The organism is Herbaspirillum autotrophicum (assembly GCF_001189915.1).
Lineage (GTDB): Bacteria > Pseudomonadota > Gammaproteobacteria > Burkholderiales > Burkholderiaceae_D > Herbaspirillum > Herbaspirillum autotrophicum.
Genome location: NZ_LFLS01000020.1, coordinates 52,238 through 70,064 on the forward strand (window position 1 = coordinate 52,238; position 17,827 = coordinate 70,064).

The following is a 17,827-nucleotide window of genomic DNA, read 5'->3' on the forward strand; positions in this document are numbered from 1 at the left end:
TTACTGGTCGGTGCCGGCGGCGAGCCGCTTTAGCGCCGGTAAATCGACCACTTCCAGTTCACGGTTGTTGACCTTGAGCAGACCATCCTTGCGCAGTTTGGTGATCAGGCGGCTGACGCTTTCTATAGTCAGTCCCAGATAATTGCCGATGTCTTCGCGGGTCATGCGCAACAGAAAACGATTGGCGGAATAACCGCGCGCAAAATAGCGTGATGACAAGTTCACCAGGAACGCGGCGATACGCTGTTCCGCCCGCATATTGCCGAGCAATACGATCACGCTTTGTTCGCGCGTGATTTCCTGGCTCATGATCCGATGGTAATGGCGCAACAAGGTCGGAATCTCGACAAACAATTCCTCCAGCCGGGCAAACGGGATCTCGCAGATTTCACTGTCTTCGAGTGCAATGGCATCGCATTGATGTTGGTCGGTGCCGATGGCATCCATGCCGAGCAACTCACCATTCATCTGAAAACCGATGACTTGCCGGTCGCCATTGAGGTTGGCGCGGTAGGTTTTGAAATGTCCCACACGTACTGCATACAGCGCAGTGAAGCGGTCGCCGATACGATACAGATGACAGTCGCGCGCTACCTTGCGGCGGCCGATGATCTTGTCGAGCCGCTGCATATCGGATTCTTCCAGTCCCATCGGCAGACACAGCTGATGCAGGCCGCACGAAGAACAACTATTGTGCGCCACGTGTGCATTCGACAGCGGTGAATTCGACAGCGAAGTTTCGCTGCAGTAAGACTGATTCATTTCCTGCTCCCCGGCCAGATTGTGCGGTGCAATTCAATGCCGCTATTTTAAGGTATCCGAGGAACGAACGGGAGCCTAACGGGCGATAAATCACCCGTTTCTTCGCACAATTAACTGTATTCTTGCGATCAGATTGTTGCTGTGGTCTGACTTGGTGTCGTTAGTGACTCGCTGGTCGCTTTGCCGGAAAAATCGGTCCAGCACAAACGATCAAAATCGTACAGTTTGCAACGGCGTGCGGTATCGAAATACCAACGCCAGGAAAATTTCTGAATCACGATCCGGCCCGGCAATTTTTTCTCCAGCAAGGCCTGCGCCTGTTTTAGCCGGTACAGCGGCACACCCATATCCACGTGATGTGCGGTGTGTTCCATGATGTGATGCAACAGGGCCCCGATGCGATAGTTGAATTGCAGATGAACGGTAGTGGAAACGAAGGGTTGTGCTGCGGCCCACTCCGTCTTGTTTTGATACCAGGCGACACCGGTATGCGTGTGGTGGACATAGACAACGAAACCGATCATGGCATTCCAGAACAGAAATGGCACCACAAATCCGGCGCACAACGTCAGCCATACTGATTGTTCCGTAGCATAGGCAGCCCAGGTCAGTGCCGCGATCCAGATCAATGCGGCGCAGGTGACCAGAATCCCGTCGGCGACAAATTCGCGGCGACGGGTCGGCATCTGGCGACGCGACGGAAAGTACATGCGCTTCCACCACATATCGACGAAGTAATACAACCACGGCGCCCAGCCGCTGCGATAGATGCGTTCCAATGCGCGCCGCCAGACTGGCAAGGCACGGAACTCTTCGAGTGAATGCGGTTGCCAGACGAAATCGAAACCCTTCAGATTGGTGTAGCCATGGTGCACCACATTATGGCCGGTATGCCACAGGCTGAACGGCGTCAGCGACGGCAGGAAGACCAGCCGCCCGAGCCAGACATTGAGGCGACGATGGACGGTATAGCTTTGATGGCAGGCATCGTGACCGAGGATGAACAGGCGGCCGATGATGAAGCCGGCGATCAGGCCGAAGCCGGTCTTGAGCCAGGGATTGGCGATCCAGACCGTGGCGCCGATGGCCAATGCAAATAAAACCAGATCAACAGCGACCAGCAACAAAGCCAGTGCGGTATTGCGTTCGGAGATTGGCAGCAGCCATGAGCGAATGACCTTGCGATGTGGCATCGGTGTATCCGGCGGGATGGAAACGGAAGCAGAGAGTTGGGTATCAGGCATTGGTATGGGAAATGGTCAGGATGGATATCCTTGCGATGAACGTCGGACCAGTACGCGCTGTGCTGGCAGCGCGCACTGGCCGGAAGATGACTGACAGGCAGTGATCAGAAGCGATAGCCGACGCCGACACCGATCAGCCATGGATCAACCTGAACGTTGCTGATCTTGCCGGCGGCAGTGTTGACATCGCTGCGGATCTGCACTTTCTTGATGTCGAAGTTGACCAGCCAGTGACGATCGATCTTGTAGTCGATACCCGCTTGCAGCGCCAGGCCGAAGCTGTTGTTATCCAGTGTGGCTGCGCCGTTGAGCAGATCGACATTGGAGATGCGGGTGTAGTTGATGCCGGCGCCAACGTAAGGGCTGAAACTGTATTGCGGTGTGAAGTGGTATTGCAAAGTCAGTGTCGGCGGCAGGTGCTTGAACGTGCCGATGGATTTGCCGTCCAGATAGACGTCATGTTTTTGCGGGTAAGTCAGGATCAGTTCTGCTGCCCAGTTGGGCGTGAAGAAATAGCTGATATCGACTTCGGGAATCGTCTTGGAGCTGACGGTAAGACGATCCGATGCACCGACGCCACCGACCGGATCCGATTTGTCGGCTGGATTGATATGTACGGCGCGCACCCGGACCAGCCATGGGCTTTCCTGTGCCTGAGTGAAACCGGATGCAGTGGACAAGGCGATGACGCCGGCAATGAGAAGTGCTTTTTTCATGATGTGATGGTGTTGGTTGCAAGACCATCACAAGGTACGACGACGCGCCGATCGTGACATTGATGTCGATCAAAAAACAGGCGATCACCGGTGTGCATGACAAATCTGATGACGCCAGGTGTTGCAGCGCCGGCAAGTGCGTTGTCAGATTGGAAGGGGAGGTGGATGCTGATCACAGGTCCGGCACGGTGGCCTGATTGTTGGTCAATGACAGCGGCAACAGCCGGTATTCCAGAGCACGGTAACTCCGAACCCCGGCCGGTGAGCGGCAACGGAAATGCCGCCAATGGCGTTCAACAGAGGCGGACTTTCACCACCGATTGAGAAGCTTTCGTGATGGTTTTGATAACGATAATTGCCTGAGTGATACGGCGTGCCCGGCGAGGTGATCGCGAATGACAAGTACACCGGAAAAGCCGGGCTCAGCAGACGGCATCAGTCTTGTGTTAAATTCATCTTGGTATTTCGTAACCGGAAGATGCAGACCATGACGAGACCCTCATTCGAAGACAGTCTCTTCGCTTCCCGCACTCCCTTGCCGGATTCTCCGAGCGCGAGCGATGTTTTATTTTTCTGGAGAGAAACAGACGTGACCGGCAGCACCGGTTTGCATGACGGCAAACGCAATCGCTACGCCGATTCGTTTCGCGAAGCGGCCGATCTGTTGATTGCCCAAACCTTGCAAGGCGCGGCGAATCAGGAGAGCGCGCTATATCCCATTGTTTATCTGTACCGCCAGTATCTGGAACTGAGCATCAAAGACAGTTTGCAGATGACCCGTCTGTTGCTTGATGACCGGCGTGCCGTGCTGCCGCATCATCGCGTGGTGGAGCTGTGGCAGGAACTCAATGAATTCCTGGTCAAGATATTGCCGGGTGATGCCCAGCCAGGCTTGGTGCAAACCGCGCGTCTGGTCCGCGAATTCATTCAGCATGACACCTCGGCTACGGTATTCCGCCATCCGGTTGATGTCAAAGGCCGGCCTTTGTTCGTGCATGCGGCAATTATCGATCTGGCCAATTTGCGCGACGTCATGGGCAAGGTTGACGGCATACTTTCCCAGGCCAACGGCATCATTTACGAACGCTGGAAAGCCGGACAAGCACCTCAGCAACAGCGACCGGCACCAGATAACGATATCTGACTGCCGGCTTGGTGCGTCTCAGCGCTTGCGTGTCCGTGCCGTCCCGGGCGCATGTTGTGCTTCCATCAATTCGTTGATGCTTTGCTTGATCTCTTCCAGCAGCGCATAGGCCAGACGGGAAGGCGCACGCGCGCGGGAAAATACGGCCCACACATTGACCATGATCTGCGGCCGGAACGGGATGATCTTGACTCCCGGGTCATGCAGAAATGTGCTGGCCGAAAACCAATCCACCACCGCTGCGCCGACGCCGGAGCGGGCCAGCAGACAAGCGGTTTCCGAATAACGTACTTCGACCGCCGCCCGATAGGGAACGCCGGCATGACTGAACGCGGCCCTGACCATGGGGCTCAGCCGTGCGGAGCTTTCGAGTGCGATCAGCGGATGCGAGCGTAAATCTTGCGGACCAATGGTGGTGCGGTCGGCCAGCGGATGTGCGGCCGGTAATATGCATACCATTTCGATGTCGGTCATCAATACCATCTTCAGCACATCGCTCAGTTCAGGCTCCAGTGCAATCGCCAGGCCAAAGTCGGTGGCGGATGCTTCCACGCTTTCAATCACCTTGTGCGAATCGATGACGTCGCACAGCACTTTCACTTTTGGTCGCTGCAACAGGAAGCGCTGGATCGCCGCCGGCAACACGGTGTGTCCGAGCTGAGGCGTGGCTGTCACACGGATGCGGCCCACGCGATTTTCCTTGAGGTCTTCGGCGATGTCATCGAGTTTTCTGGAAAACAAAAACATGGCGTCCGATTCCGCCAGCAATACCTTGGCTTCTTCGGTGGCCGCCAGGCGATTGCCGACCCGGTTGAATAATTCAAAACCGAGATCCTGTTCCAGTTGACGAATGGCGTTACTGACGGCCGGTTGTGAAATGTCCAGACTGCGTGCTGCACCAACTGTGGTCTGGGTGCTCATCACGGCACGGAAGATATTCAAAAGGCGTAAATTCATAATAACCAAACCTGATAGATATGACGATATTTTTAATAGTTGACTATTATATCGGGGTCTCTAAAATTGGCGCCAGAACGCTTGCTTTGCGTTCCGATTCGCGCACTGCCGCTGCGTTTGCGGGCACGCGTGTCTTTTCTCCTTCCATCAAAACAGGAACGCCATGAATCCGATATCCGTAAATGAGGGCAGCGCTTTTGATGCAGCGCTGATGAAGAAGCTGATGTGGAAGATCATTCCATTTCTGATGTTGTTGTACTTCGTGGCCTATCTTGACCGCGTCAATATTTCATTCGCCTCGCTGCAAATGAATGCCGATATCGGTTTGTCCAGCATCGCCTATGGCTTTGGCGCCAGCATGTTTTTCATCGGCTATTTCTTGTTCGAGGTACCGAGCAATCTGATACTGGCACGTGTCGGCGCCCGGGTATGGATTGCGCGCATCATGATCACCTGGGGCATCGTTTCCTTGTGCATGGCGTTCGTCACCGGCGAAAAGAGTTTTTACATTTTGCGTTTCTTGCTGGGCGTTTCGGAAGCGGGTTTCTTCCCGGGCATCATGGTGTACCTCAGCCGCTGGTTTCCGATCAGTTACCGGGCCCGCGTCACGGGCGTGTTCATGGTGGCAATTCCCTTGTCGGGACTGATCGGCAGTCCGATTTCCGGCTTGATTCTGGACGGCATGAATGGCATCGGCGGTTTGCGCGGATGGCAATGGATGTTCATCATCGAAGCGTTTCCGGCGCTGATCCTCGGTTTTGTCTGCCTGCGCTTGCTGGCAGATCGTCCGAGCGAAGTGAACTGGTTGAGCAGCGATGAAAAGCAGCGCCTCGAAGTCATCATGGAAACCGAACGCAAGGCACTCGACGCCAGCGGCGACTACAAACTGTCGACGGCATTCACCAATCCGGCTGTGCTGCTGCTGGGCGGGACCTTGTTCTGTATCGTGTTCGGCACCACCGGCATTGCGTTCTTTCTGCCGCAGATCATCAAGAGTTTCGGTTACAGCGATACCGTGGTCGGCTATCTGAGTGCCGTGCCGTATCTGTTTGGCGCGATTGCGATGGTGTTGTGGGGCCGTCACTCGGATGCCAAGCGGGAGCGGATCTGGCATCTGATCGGATCGTTCGCGCTGGCTGCCGTGGGTTTTGTGGTGCTGTCGAATACGCTGGACGTGCATATGGCCGCCATGCTGGGTTTGATCATCGCCGCCATGGGCGTGTATGCATCGAACGTCGTGCTGTGGAGTTTACCGACCTCGTTGCTGACTGGCGCGACTGCCGCCGCTGCGGTTGCCTTCATCAACTCGCTGGCCAATCTGTCGGGCGTGGTGGCACCGAGTTTGCTGGGCTGGAGTCGCCAGACCACCGGCAGCTTCGCCGCCACCGGTTATATCTTCTTTGGATTCATGGTGCTGGGGATTGTCTGCATGCTGTTGTTCCGGCGTACCGCGCTGTTTCAGGCTTCAACAACATCGGTAAGTCGCACCTCTATCGGCGCATTGGAAAAGGCTTGAAAATGCAGATTGCAGCAGAACCGATCAGTGTTGAGAGTTTCGCCGCTTATGGCGAATTGCTGGAAAATAAAACCGATCAGCGGCGCAATGATTTCGCGGTACAGTTTGCGACTTATCCCGATATCGCGCCGCAATTATGGGTGAACCGGTTGCCCCGTTGCAGCGAGACGGCGGTATTGATCGATGTCATGGAAAATCATCCCTATTCGGCGCAGACCTTTGTGCCGATGCAATCCGGTCGCTGCCTGGTCGTGGTGGCGCTGGGTGGCGCCGATGGCAAGCCGGACCTGTCGACCTTGCGCGCCTTCGTGACGGCAGGCGGGCAGGGCGTGAGCTATCTGCCCAAGGTGTGGCACTATACTTTCAGCTCGCTCGACGGCCCTAATGAAGTGGTGGTGATCATGGGCAATACCGGGCGCGGGGACGATACCGTGATCGAACACATCTCACGGCCGGTAGAAGTCATATTGTCAGGAGGTCATCAGCATGGATGAACGCGATGCACATTTGCAGCGGGATTTTGTCGGCTACGGAAAAACACCGCCGCATCCGCATTGGCCAGGCAATGCCAGGCTGGCGCTCAATATCGTACTGAACTATGAAGAAGGTTCCGAAATGTCGTTCGACGATGGCGACGCCGAAACCGAATCGGGCCTGACTGAAGGCGGCTCCGGCGGCTTTGACGGTCGTGACCTGGCGGCCGAATCGATGTTCGAATACGGCAGCCGTGTCGGTATCTGGCGCATCATGCGCTTGCTGGAACAGCGCCGGATGCCGGCCACGGTATTTGCCACGGCACTGGCGCTGGAACGCAATCCGGCAGTGGCGCAAGCCATTCGCGACGCCGACTTCGATGTCTGCAGCCATGGCCGGCGCTGGATTCGTGCGCAGCGCCTGACGGCCGAACAAGAGGCCGCAGAAATTCGGGCCGCCTACGATTCGATCACACGCAGCATTGGCAAGCCGCCGATCGGCTGGTATTGCCGCTATGCGCCCACGGTCAACACGCGCCGCTTGCTGGTGGAACATGGCGGCTTTGTGTATGACGCGGATGCCTATAACGATGAACTGCCTTACTGGACGCAAGTGCAGGGACGCGCGCATCTGGTGATTCCGTACAGCCTGGCCAACAATGACGGCAAGTTCAGCCGCGGTGCCATGGCGACTGCCAATGACTTCTTTGAATACCTGCGCGATTCGTTCGACATGTTGTATGAGGAAGGTGCAGTGGCACCGAAGATGATGTCCGTCGGTTTGCATCTGCGACTGGCAGGCCATCCGGGACGCGCGGTCGGCTTTGCCCGCTTTCTGGACTATGTCGCGGCCAAGCCAGACGTCTGGGTATGCCGGCGTGCCGATATTGCCGAACACTGGCGCAGCCAGCATCCGCCGACCTTTGCCAAATGACGGCAACGCCATGGTGGCGTTGCAGCGCCATCGAGCTGCATGCCAGCGTGCAGGCAGGAGAATGCAACGTGACCGAGATCGCGACTGCCTGCATGGAGCGCGTGGCGCAACTGGAACCGTCGGTACAGGCGTGGGCGTGGTGCAATCCGCAACAAGTCATGCGCGCGGCGGCCGATGTCGATCACACGCTGCCATTGGCAGGCGTACTGATCGGCATCAAGGACATCATTGATACCGCCGACATGCCGACGGCGTATGGCGCGGAATTGTATCGTCACCATTTGCCGTCGCATGATGCCGAACTGGTACGACGCTTGCGTGCAGCCGGTGCGCTGATTGCTGGTAAAACCGTTACCACCGAGTTCGCCTATGCGGCACCGGGACCCACCCGCAATCCGCATCATCTGGCGCATACGCCCGGCGGTTCATCGAGTGGTTCGGCAGCCGCCGTGGCGGCGGGCATGGTGCCGGTTGCCATCAGTTCACAGACCGGCGGTTCCACCATCCGCCCGGCGGCGTATTGCGGCGTGGCCGGTTTCAAGCCCAGTTACGGCAGCATTGACAGCACCGGCATGAAAGCGCTGGCACCGGCGAGCGATACGGCAGGTATCCACGCCCGCAGCGTCGATGACATTGCGCTGATACTGCCGGTGCTATCCGATCTTCCCGTGCCGTCAATCTCTGCATCACCGCCGCCGTCCTTGCGCATGGCGTGGTTTCCCGGCCCGCATGATGCCGAAGCCAGTGCCGAAGCGCGTGCAAGCTTGCTGATGGCACGCAGTCTGTTGTCGGAAAACGGTTTCAACATCGGGCCGATAAGCTTGCCTCTGGAAGAGATGGCGGCACTCGCGGAAATCAATCGCCTGATCATGGCATTCGAAGCCGCATCGTCATTGCGCACCGAATATGAACGGTCACGCATGAAGCTGACACCACAGACGCGTGACCTGATCGAGCGCGGACACAGCATCACGGTAAGCGAGTATAAAAATGCGCTGGTCAAGGTCGGCCGGGGCCGAGAAATGCTGGCGCAAGCGATGCACGGATTCGATCTGCTGATGACCTATAGCGCACCCGGTGCGGCACCATTGGCGACAGACGGCACCGGCAGTTCAGTTTTCAACCGGGCCTGGAGTACGCTCGGGGTGCCATGTCTGAGTTTGCCTTGCGGATGCAGCGAGAATTCCAATTTGCCACTGGGTGTGCAGTTGATTGCACCGATGGCAGCGGATTACCGGTTGCTGGAAACCGGCAGGGTGATCGAGCGTGTGCTGTGTGCCGCGACTGATTCTGCTGTCGATCATCTAGCGGGATGCTGACGCCGGTTCTTTTTCCTCTTTGTCCGATTGTGCCAACAGCAGATTTTTGAATTCAAGCAAGTCATGTGAATTCATGTCCGAGATTGCCGTATACGCTATGCCGGCATGTGTCCAACTGAGTAGCAGGAAACCATGCACCGAACTCAGTTCCTGGCGAACCCGAAATCCGGGTTCGTCCGGCCAGACAAAAAGATTGAGCAAATGTTTGCCGTGGCGGTAGGCCAGTCCGGCTACCGGCCGGCGATCCAGATAATCGAGCCGGCCACCGATCAGAGCGAAGCCTTGCGGCGCGAGATCGGTCACCGGCGGTGAGTAATCGAGCTTGCCGCTGAACCATGGCTTGACCGTATGCTGATCCGAAGAGGCGACGTCGGCCAGATGATCGACCTGCAATGAACGATAGTGGGCGGCGATGATTTCCTGTTGCAGCAGGTCAGTAGCGGAGGGCGTCTGCAAATACAGCGATAGCATCGCGACAAATGCCAGCGAGCAGATACCGGCGATGCCCAGATTGATTCTGGCCCATTGGCGGGTGCTGAATGCCGGCAGCCAGCCGGCAATCGTCCGGCCGCCGGTAATGCCTGCTTGGCTGGATTTTCCCGGTGGCCGGCGGCTGGTCCGGATGTCATCGAGAATGTTGGCGCGCAGACTGGCCGGCGCGGTGAAATTGGTTGCGTTGGCGCGGACCGTCGCGCGCAGCTGCAGCAGATTGTCTCGTTGTTGCCGGCAGGCGTCGCACGATGCCAGATGAGCAGCGATGTCGGCTGCTGCAGCCGGCGTCAGTTCGTGGTCGATATAGGCCGATATTTGCTCTCGGGATTCATTGCAATCCATCTGATCCTCCCAGATTGTGTTGTCGCAGAAAGGCCGCCAGCAATTTCCGGCCGCGCGCAAGACGCGACATCACGGTGCCGATCGGTATGTCTGCAATTTCGGCGATTTCCTTGTACGAAAAATCCTCCAGATCCTTCAGCACCACAATTTCGCGAAACGCGCGCGGCAACTGTTCCAGCGCCTGATTGACCAGGCGTTGGGTGTCATGGCTGACGGCAATGCTCTCCGGATGACTGCCGGCATTGAAGGGCGCACCGTCGCCGGTGGCATCGGTGCTGCTGTGGAAAGCATCGTCGAAACTGATGTCATCGTCTTCATGGCGGTGATCACGCAGCGAACTGTAGTAGGTGCGCCTGACAATGGTCAGCAGCCACGCCCGTACATTGCCACCGCGAAAACTGTCGAAAAACCGGAATGCGCGTACGAACGACATCTGCACGATATCGTCGGCGTCGGCATCGTTGCGGGTCAGCCAACGCGCCAGGTTATATGCCGCATGCAAATGCGGCACCACATCCTGTTCGAAGCGGAGTGCTCTGTCGGTATCGTTCAAATGGCCATCCATTGCGATTATCCGTGTCTGAGACAGAAGACGCGGATTGCGCGCCTTTTATTCCCGCTTGAAATTAAAAATGTATATCCGGAATATTGTTGCGCCGGACGGGGTTATACAAATTGCAGGAAACGAAAAACGGTTGCGACCGTGTAGCGACAGAGCAAAGGGAGTGCAATGAAACCTTACTCCAGTATGGCCGTTATGGCGATCTTGTGCGGCCTTTCGTTGGCGACCGTTGCCGGGGGCAATGCGGCACGGGGGCAGATGCTGTATCAAAACATGTGCATGGCCTGCCATTCCATTGATTACAACGGTGTTGGTCCGGCACACAAAGGCCTGCTTGGCAGAAAGGCTGGCAGTGCCGCGAATTACGACTATTCGCCGGCGCTCAGGGCGGCATCCATGGTGTGGACGGCAACCACATTGGATCGATGGCTGGCCGATCCGGAAAAACTGATTCCGGGACAAAAAATGGGATTTTCCGTGGCGTCTGCGCAAGACCGCGCCGATCTGATCAGTTATCTGAGCATTGCCACGGGCGCCAAATGAATGGATGCAAGTTTTGCTGAACGGCAAGTGTTGTGCAAGACCGCAATGCGTAACGTCAACCTGTCACAGGAGAGCGACATGATCGACCGGAGAAAATTTTTGCAATTGGCAACAGTGGGCGGCGGCGCGGTATTCATTTCCGGTTTGTATGGGGGCGCAGCCGCCGCAAACATGGCGGGAGCGCAAGCAACGGGTGCAGCTTACGACGATTTCTATTTTGTTCAATTGTCGGATGCACACTGGGGGTTCAGCGGGCCGCCGAATCCGGATGCGGCGAATACCCTCAAAAAAGCGGTGGCTTCGGTCAATGCGCTGACGGTCAAGCCGGATTTCATCGTCTTTACCGGGGACCTGACCCATACCACCGACGATCCCAAGGAGCGCCGCCAGCGCATGGCGGAGTTTCGCTCCATTGTTGCCCGGCTGGATGTGACGCCGGTGTATTTCATGCCCGGCGAACACGATGCCGCGCTCGATAACGGTGCCGCGTTTCAGGAGTATTTTGGCAAAACGCATTATTCCTTTGATCATAAAGGCGTGCACTTCATTGCCGTCGATAATGTTTCCGATCCTGGTGCGCGTATCGGCGACGCGCAACTGGAGTGGCTGGCCAGCGATCTGGCAACACAAGCACAAGATGCGCCCATCGTGGTGTTGACGCATCGCCCGCTGTTTGACCTGGCGCCGCAATGGGACTGGGCCACACGCGACGGCGACAAGGCAATTGCCATGCTCATGCCGTATGCCAATGTGACAGTGTTTTACGGACACATCCATCAGGAGCATCATCATCAGACCGGCCACATTGCCCATCACGCAGCCAGGTCGCTGATTTTCCCGCTGCCGGCACCGGGCTCGCAGGAAAAGCGCACGCCATTGCCCTGGGACAGCGCGATGCCAAACAAGGGACTTGGTTTCAGGGAAGTCGAGGCTGACGTCGATGCAAAACGCTACGCTCTTCAGGAGTTTCCAGTCACTCGGGCGGGATCATGATGATGACCAGGCGATCTGTACTGCAGCGCTCGCTGGCCGGCTGCGTTGCGTTGCTGTATCTGGGCGCAGCGAAGTCGGGCGCTCCGGAAGGCGAAACCAAGCCGCGCGTCATCGGCATACAGGCCAGAAAATTCAGCTATACGCCCAATGAAATTACCGTCAGCAAAGGTGAGCACATCATCCTGGAGCTGACGGCATTGGATTTCGTGCACGGCTTCAATATTCCGGCGTTCCATGTCCGTTCGGATATCCCGCCGGGGAAGATGACGAGGGTGGAATTGCATCCGACCGAAGCCGGACGTTTTACATTTTTGTGCGACAACTTTTGCGGCAGCGGCCATGAAGAAATGAACGGCGTGCTTATCGTGACGCCCTGATGTTGCCACTGTCGACTGCCTGACGGCGTGTCTTACTGTTGCTCCATTGCCTTCAATGCAGCCTTGGCCAGAAAACCGGAACGTGTCATGTGATGCGACTTGGCGAACGCATCAATGTCATGCAGCAGACTTTCGGGCAATGAAATATTCAGCCGCACTGGCCGGGTATTGATCCTGGCGCGGTCAATCGATACCAGCATCCAGAACCCGTTGGCATAGTCCGCATGATCTTTCCACAACTCGATTGATGATGCATCGGGAATTCTGGCCTCCCCCTCGTACATTGCCTCGACTGCTTCCTGCGCCATTGCGGGCAATTGTTCGAGTTTGTCGGCCGCCGTATACACCCCGGGAAAATCAGGAAAGCTCGCGCCATAAGCACTGCTGTCTTCTTTCCATACATAGAGCGGATATAACATCGGATACCTTATTTCAATTCAGCTTGTTTCAGGATGGCGTTCACGGTGCCTTGGGGCAGATCTTTTTTGGGATGCGGGACGATGACTGATTTCCCGGTCATCGGATCCCTGTATTTGCAGTGGCTGCCACGCGTGGTGACATGCTCCCATCCCGCAGCCCTCAGTTGCCTGATGATCTGGGCGCTGTTCACTTGTGTAACTCTACACACAGCGCCGCGCAATTACAATTGAATTGTGTTGTTTTGTGTATTTTTAAGGTGCGCTGATTTGTCTGTGTCGTCATGGCTGGCAGGTCCGGATCTGATATCAATCAACTAGTCATTTTAATAATATATTTCCAAAATGAAACATTTTTAATGGATGCCGGTCGGATGCTGATCGTAATGACAATGGTTGTATTTCTGCAATGGATTTGTTTGAGTCAGTTTTTTTGCCTGAATGTGCTGCCGATTTGCGCCGGATAGCGAGAGCAAGTGGAGGAGGACGATGCGCCAATACAAAAGGCCACGCTTGCGCGTGACCTTTTGTATTGGCGGTGGAGCCGGCGGGAATCCCCCACAGCCGGGCTTGCAAGCCCGACTGGCGCGGCCGGCGCGAAGCATGCTTCACGCAACCCCGGCCTTGCCCCGCGTCCCGCGGGATCGATTCAGCAGGTCAATAACCAATAAAAAAGGCCACGCTTGCGCGTGACCTTTTGTATTGGTGGTGGAGCCGGCGGGAATCTCCCGCAGTGGGGCTTGCAAGCCCCACTGGCACGGCCGGCGTGAAGCATGCTTCACGCAACCCCGGCCTTGCCCCGCGTCCCGCGGGATCGATTCTGCAGGTCAGTAACCAATAAAAAAGGCCACGCTTGCGCGTGACCTTTTGTATTGGTGGTGGAGCCGGCGGGAATCGAACCCGCGTCCGCAAGCACTCTACAGACAGTTCTACATACTTAGCGCTGCCATTTGATTTAACCCGAACGACGCGGACGCGCACGCTTCGTTAAGGCGAGTCACCTTAGATTTAGCCTTGAACCAAGTGACCCGGGTCAAGACGATTCCTTGTAAATGACTCTACTGCTGTTTGACCAGCCTACCCCAAGGAAGAAGTAGTGTAGAGCAAGCGGGTATTAAGCCGCTTGTGCGTACGAGTTATCGTTTGCAGTTATATCTTGTCTGATTGTATTTACGAGGTAGTCAGGCCTCGGTATGCCCTGCGCTGCTTTGCAACCCACGTCGAAACCAAGTCGGCCCCATGCAGAAGTGCATTATAGCCGATATCTCATTTGAGCGAGAAGTCGACGCGGCTGGTCGGGCTTTTGTCCTTGATATCGTCGGCATTGAGCTTCGGCGCGATCAGGAAAATTCGCTCCAGCGAGATCTTGCCTTGCTGTTCCAGATAGCCGCGTACCGCATCGGCGCGGGCCAGTGCCAGGGTGCGTAAGTCTTCCGGTTTGACCTCGGTATTGGCAATCAGCAACTTTTCCATTTCCTCGGGCGGCAGCGATTTGGCGAAGCCGATGGCATTGCGTGGCTTGTCGAACTTGGTGTCTTTGTAAACCTTCTCCAGATACTTGTTACGCTCAGCGTCACTCATTTTCATCGGGCCGGTGCCGTCATCGTCGTTGCCGATCATGTCTTTGCGCTTGAGCGTGCGGATTTTTCGGTTCAGGCTGGTCAGGCGCAGGCCTTCGGTATCGACGTTGGGGTCAACGCGGCCGATGATATCCAGTTTCAAGGCTGGACGATCATCGAGGGCCTTGGTGATGGAGTCCAGCTTGCCGGTGATGGCCGGTGTCAATGCCGCGCTGCCTGGTGCGAACTCAACGTAGCTCAGTTCTTCGCCACCACCGAATGCCGAACTGATCAGCGCGAACGGTGACGTAACTGCCTTGACGATCAGGTTGACGAAGATGCGCATGATGATGCCGCCAATCGAAAACTGCGGATCGGACAGCGAACCTGAGATTGGCAGATTCAGATTGATCTGGCCGTTGCGATCCTTGAGCAGCGCCACTGCCAGCATCACCGGTAACTTGGTGGCGTCCGGGCCGTCGATGCGATCACCGAAAGTGAGTTGGTCGATGCGCACGTCATTTTGTGCGACCAGCTTTTCATCTTCGATTTTGTAAGACACATCCATCGACAGCTTGCCCTTGGTGATCGGGTAGCCGGCGTATTTGGTGGAGTAGGGTGTCAGGCGTGGCAGTTCGACGCCGCTGGCGCTGGCTTTGATATCCAGGAACATCGGCTTGAACAGCGGATTGAGCGTGCCGGAAATCAGCAGCGGTGCGTCGTTGTCGATCTTGCCGCGCAAATCGATTGGTGCCGGTTCCGGTTTGTCCGAAGCAATCGCACCGATGGTGCCGCCCATGCCGGTCATGTTGGCGCTGTAGTTGGGCTTGACGAAGTTATCGGTGAAATTGATGTTGCCGCCTTGCAGTGCGATCTGTCCGATGCGGATCACCGGTGCATTCGGATCAGGCGCTGCCGGCGTCACCGGTTCCGATGACGTCGTGGTCTTGGCAACGGTGACCGGTGGTGGGGCGTTGTCGGGGACGGTCGGCGGCGTCTTCGAAACGACGATGTCTTGCAGATTGAGCTTGCCCTTGTCGGACAGGATGGCGCGCGCGTAAAAGTCGGACAGTGCGACCTTGTCTAACGTGATCAGCGGCTTGCCGCCGATCTTGGCATTGATGCCGCTCAGATTCAAAGTTTTCCAGCGCAGGAAATCGGTTGCCGAGAGTTTGTCCAGAATGCGGAAATTGTTGAGGCTGGCCGAGCCGTTGTAATTGAGTGCCAATGTTTGCTTGTTTACCGGCGGCACCATGGCAATCTTGCCCTTGGCGCTGAGCGTGCCGCTGGTCAGCGTGACATTGAGGAACTCGGTGAAGTAAGCCTGGAATGGCGCAATCGGAATATTTTGCCCGTCCAGCATCAGATCGACATTCTTCAGATGCGGCGCGGTCTGACCCGTGACCGTCAGCTTGCCGTTCTTGTTGAGTTTGGTTTGCAGCGACAGTTTGCTTTGCTGATCCAGCAGGCTCGACAGATTTTCCAGTTTGAGGTTGATGCCTTCCGCGCGAATTTTTTGCACCGGTGTCACGCTGCTGTCTTCATACGCGACCACGCTGTCGGCGATCGAGAAGGTTTGCAGTCGTGCTTGCCATTCAGTAGCAGCAGCGGATTTTGTGGTGCTCTTGGGCGCAGACTTTTCTTCGGTTTTGGTGGCCGCGGTTGGCGGCAACATGTCTTGCAGATTCAGCTCGCCTTTGGTATTGCGGCGCAGATCGCCATTGATGCCGCTGACGCGGAGTGCATCAGCGCTGGCTTTGCGTGCGCTCAGATCAAGCGAGGCATTGTCGAGAGCGATGTTCTTGACGGTCAGGGCCGGTCCGGATTTGGGGGCCAGTTTCAATTGCTCGACTTGTACATTCAGTTTGCCGAGCGCCAGTTGGCCACCGCTCATTTTGGCTTCGGTTTCGCCGGAGACTTTGCCGCTCAGTGCCGCGCGCAACGAGCGGTTGACATAGTTTTGATATGACGCCAGTTCAATGCCACTCAGCGTGATCTTGCCGTCGACGTTGGCTTTCAGCGGATCGACCTGACCGGCGAAGCTGATCGTGCCTTTGTCATTTTCGATCACCGACAAGGAGACGGTCGCCGGTTTGGCATTGGCGGCAGTGGAAATCTGTTCGGCATCGACAGTCAGTTTGCCGAGCGAAACATTCTGACGCGGCGCGGCATTGGCATCATCACTCCAGTGCACGATACCGTCGCGAACGGTCAGCTTGGTCAGCACGATGCCCGGTGCAGCAACAGGTGCGGTTGCCGTTGCCGGCGTCGCTGCTGCCTGGGTCGGTGCGGCGGCTGCCGCCGGAGCGGCCGGCGCGGTAGATGCTGCCGGTGCCGCAACTGCCGGTTTTGCCGGCGCAGTTTTGGTTGTGCTGTTGCTGCCGGCAAGTGCGGCCCAATTCAGTTCGTCCTTGCTGTTCATTGCGGCCCAGATTTCCGGGCTGTCGATCGAGACCTGATCAATCAGGCCGCTGGCTTTCAAGACATCCAGTTTGCCGAGCTTGACGTTGAGATGGCGGGTTTTCAGCAGTGGTGCGGATTGTTTGTCTTGTACCGACAGATCGTCGAGATTGATATCGCCGGCCAGTCCGATTTGCGGTTTATCGGCGCTGCGGCTGAAGCTCAGGTCCAGTTTGGTCGACAGCCTGGCGCTTTGCAGTTTGACTGGCAGCGCCACCGGCACGAACGGCAGGTAGCTGACCAGATCAAGTTTGTCGATATCAATGCCGAGTGTGGTTTCCAGCGAGTCGGCAAATGGTTTGCTGCGGCCCTTGAGTGCAAATGGCGCACCATTGATGGTGGCAGACAGATTCGGTTGCACGAAGGTATCGATGCTGCGCGGAAAATTGGAGACCACCGGTACGCCAATGTTGAGCGCCTTGATATCGATTTGTTTGCCGGTGACTTTGTCATCGAACACGATGGCACCGTTTTGCAACTGCACGTTGGACAGCGAAAACGAGGTCGAGCCTTCGGTCTTGGGCAGCGCCAGAATGCGGTCGATGATGTCGGAGAAGTTATAGCGGCCGATGCCATCGGCGCTCAGTCGCACTACATGCAGATTGGGCGATTCCAGTTTGACTTCATCGAGCACCGCGGCAAGCCGGAACAGCGAAGTCGAGGAAGCATTGACGGTCAGGCTTTTGGCGCTGAAGGCCGGCGTGGTCTGATCCGGTTCGTAGAGGACGAAGTCGGAAACCTTGAGCGCCAGAATGAAGGGATTGAAATTGACGTCGCCGATGGCGATCTTGCGGCCGATTTTTTCCTGCGTCTGCTCAATGGCGATCTTCTTGACGAAGTGCGGCAACGCCAGCCAACTGACCAGTGCCAGTAACAGCAAGCCGGCGATGGTGTAGGCACTCCAGCGCAGAGTACGCAGTTGCCACGCAGGACGGGTTTGACTGACCATGATCATTTCCTTGCTGAAGAAGGTCGTTTACCTGTGTTGTGCAAGCGCCTTCATTGATGTTGTAATGTC

Annotated in this window: 17 protein-coding genes and 1 other RNA gene; 8 read left to right on the plus strand and 10 right to left on the minus strand. The window is 56.6% G+C overall.

Annotated elements, in window-relative coordinates:
• The 3 genes from fnr to AKL27_RS16195 form a co-directional block, all read right to left on the minus strand.
• Positions 1-762: a fumarate/nitrate reduction transcriptional regulator Fnr gene (gene fnr / locus AKL27_RS16185; RefSeq protein ID WP_050463887.1), complete on the minus strand. Its 762-nt coding sequence runs from the start codon at positions 760-762 to the stop codon at positions 1-3.
• Between the two features lie 128 nt (positions 763-890).
• Positions 891-1,955 carry a fatty acid desaturase gene (locus AKL27_RS16190; protein WP_050463888.1) on the minus strand — a complete coding sequence of 355 codons (1,065 nt, stop codon included), beginning with the start codon at positions 1,953-1,955 and terminating at the stop codon, positions 891-893.
• A 155-nt stretch (positions 1,956-2,110) separates the two neighbouring features.
• Positions 2,111-2,722, minus strand: coding sequence for an OmpW/AlkL family protein (locus AKL27_RS16195; RefSeq protein WP_050463889.1), 612 nt, complete (start codon positions 2,720-2,722; stop codon positions 2,111-2,113).
• A gap of 589 nt (positions 2,723-3,311) precedes the next feature.
• Between AKL27_RS16195 and AKL27_RS16200 the strand changes: the two genes are divergently transcribed.
• On the plus strand, positions 3,312-3,866 hold the full coding sequence (locus AKL27_RS16200; protein WP_050463890.1) for a hypothetical protein: 555 nt from the start codon (positions 3,312-3,314) through the stop codon (positions 3,864-3,866).
• Between the two features lie 18 nt (positions 3,867-3,884).
• Here the strand turns inward: AKL27_RS16200 and AKL27_RS16205 are convergent, their stop codons facing one another.
• Positions 3,885-4,823: a LysR family transcriptional regulator gene (locus AKL27_RS16205; RefSeq protein WP_050463891.1), complete on the minus strand. Its 939-nt coding sequence runs from the start codon at positions 4,821-4,823 to the stop codon at positions 3,885-3,887.
• A 163-nt stretch (positions 4,824-4,986) separates the two neighbouring features.
• On the opposite strand from AKL27_RS16205, the gene AKL27_RS16210 reads away from it, so the two are divergent.
• Genes AKL27_RS16210 through AKL27_RS16225 form a run of 4 tightly spaced genes read left to right on the plus strand, consistent with a single transcriptional unit; the run spans position 4,987 to position 9,065 of the window.
• Positions 4,987-6,339 (plus strand): MFS transporter, encoded by a 1,353-nt coding sequence (locus AKL27_RS16210; RefSeq protein WP_050463892.1) that lies wholly within the window; start codon positions 4,987-4,989, stop codon positions 6,337-6,339.
• Between the two features lie 2 nt (positions 6,340-6,341).
• Positions 6,342-6,833, plus strand: a complete 492-nt coding sequence (locus tag AKL27_RS16215) for an ureidoglycolate lyase (RefSeq protein WP_050463893.1) — start codon at positions 6,342-6,344, stop codon at positions 6,831-6,833.
• Positions 6,826-7,746: an allantoinase PuuE gene (locus AKL27_RS16220; RefSeq protein ID WP_050463894.1), complete on the plus strand. Its 921-nt coding sequence runs from the start codon at positions 6,826-6,828 to the stop codon at positions 7,744-7,746. Before AKL27_RS16215 ends, AKL27_RS16220 begins: the two co-directional genes overlap by 8 nt.
• A complete protein-coding gene (locus AKL27_RS16225) occupies positions 7,743-9,065 on the plus strand; it encodes an amidase (protein ID WP_050463895.1) in 1,323 nt (440 codons plus the stop codon). The genes AKL27_RS16220 and AKL27_RS16225 overlap by 4 nt, the downstream gene beginning before the upstream one ends.
• On the opposite strand, the gene AKL27_RS16230 is transcribed toward AKL27_RS16225, so the two are convergent.
• Both AKL27_RS16230 and AKL27_RS16235 read right to left on the minus strand, forming a co-directional pair.
• The gene (locus tag AKL27_RS16230) at positions 9,051-9,899 is read right to left on the minus strand and encodes an anti-sigma factor family protein (RefSeq protein WP_050463896.1); all 849 of its coding nucleotides are present in this window, start codon (positions 9,897-9,899) and stop codon (positions 9,051-9,053) included. The two genes, AKL27_RS16225 and AKL27_RS16230, sit on opposite strands and share 15 nt — an antisense overlap.
• Positions 9,886-10,464 carry a sigma-70 family RNA polymerase sigma factor gene (locus tag AKL27_RS16235; RefSeq protein WP_050463897.1) on the minus strand — a complete coding sequence of 193 codons (579 nt, stop codon included), beginning with the start codon at positions 10,462-10,464 and terminating at the stop codon, positions 9,886-9,888. Before AKL27_RS16235 ends, AKL27_RS16230 begins: the two co-directional genes overlap by 14 nt.
• Before the next feature lie 192 nt (positions 10,465-10,656).
• Between AKL27_RS16235 and AKL27_RS16240 the strand changes: the two genes are divergently transcribed.
• From AKL27_RS16240 to AKL27_RS16250, 3 genes are read left to right on the plus strand one after another with little or no spacing between them, the layout of a single operon-like run.
• The gene (locus AKL27_RS16240; RefSeq protein WP_198155989.1) at positions 10,657-11,004 is read left to right on the plus strand and encodes a c-type cytochrome; all 348 of its coding nucleotides are present in this window, start codon (positions 10,657-10,659) and stop codon (positions 11,002-11,004) included.
• A 45-nt stretch (positions 11,005-11,049) separates the two neighbouring features.
• A complete protein-coding gene (locus tag AKL27_RS16245; protein WP_083439101.1) occupies positions 11,050-11,997 on the plus strand; it encodes a metallophosphoesterase family protein in 948 nt (315 codons plus the stop codon).
• Between the two features lie 2 nt (positions 11,998-11,999).
• Positions 12,000-12,374, plus strand: a complete 375-nt coding sequence (locus AKL27_RS16250) for a cupredoxin domain-containing protein (RefSeq protein ID WP_232311009.1) — start codon at positions 12,000-12,002, stop codon at positions 12,372-12,374.
• A 32-nt stretch (positions 12,375-12,406) separates the two neighbouring features.
• Here AKL27_RS16250 and AKL27_RS16255 read toward each other — a convergent pair whose 3' ends face one another.
• The 4 genes from AKL27_RS16255 to AKL27_RS16265 form a co-directional block, all read right to left on the minus strand.
• A complete protein-coding gene (locus tag AKL27_RS16255) occupies positions 12,407-12,793 on the minus strand; it encodes a type II toxin-antitoxin system HicB family antitoxin (RefSeq protein WP_050463899.1) in 387 nt (128 codons plus the stop codon).
• A gap of 8 nt (positions 12,794-12,801) precedes the next feature.
• Positions 12,802-12,984, minus strand: a complete 183-nt coding sequence (locus AKL27_RS16260; RefSeq protein ID WP_050463938.1) for a type II toxin-antitoxin system HicA family toxin — start codon at positions 12,982-12,984, stop codon at positions 12,802-12,804.
• Between the two features lie 682 nt (positions 12,985-13,666).
• Positions 13,667-14,029: a transfer-messenger RNA gene (ssrA, locus tag AKL27_RS27230) on the minus strand.
• Positions 14,030-14,056: 27 nt separating this feature from the next.
• The gene (locus tag AKL27_RS16265; protein ID WP_050463939.1) at positions 14,057-17,758 is read right to left on the minus strand and encodes a DUF748 domain-containing protein; all 3,702 of its coding nucleotides are present in this window, start codon (positions 17,756-17,758) and stop codon (positions 14,057-14,059) included.
• Positions 17,759-17,827: the final 69 nt, after the last annotated feature.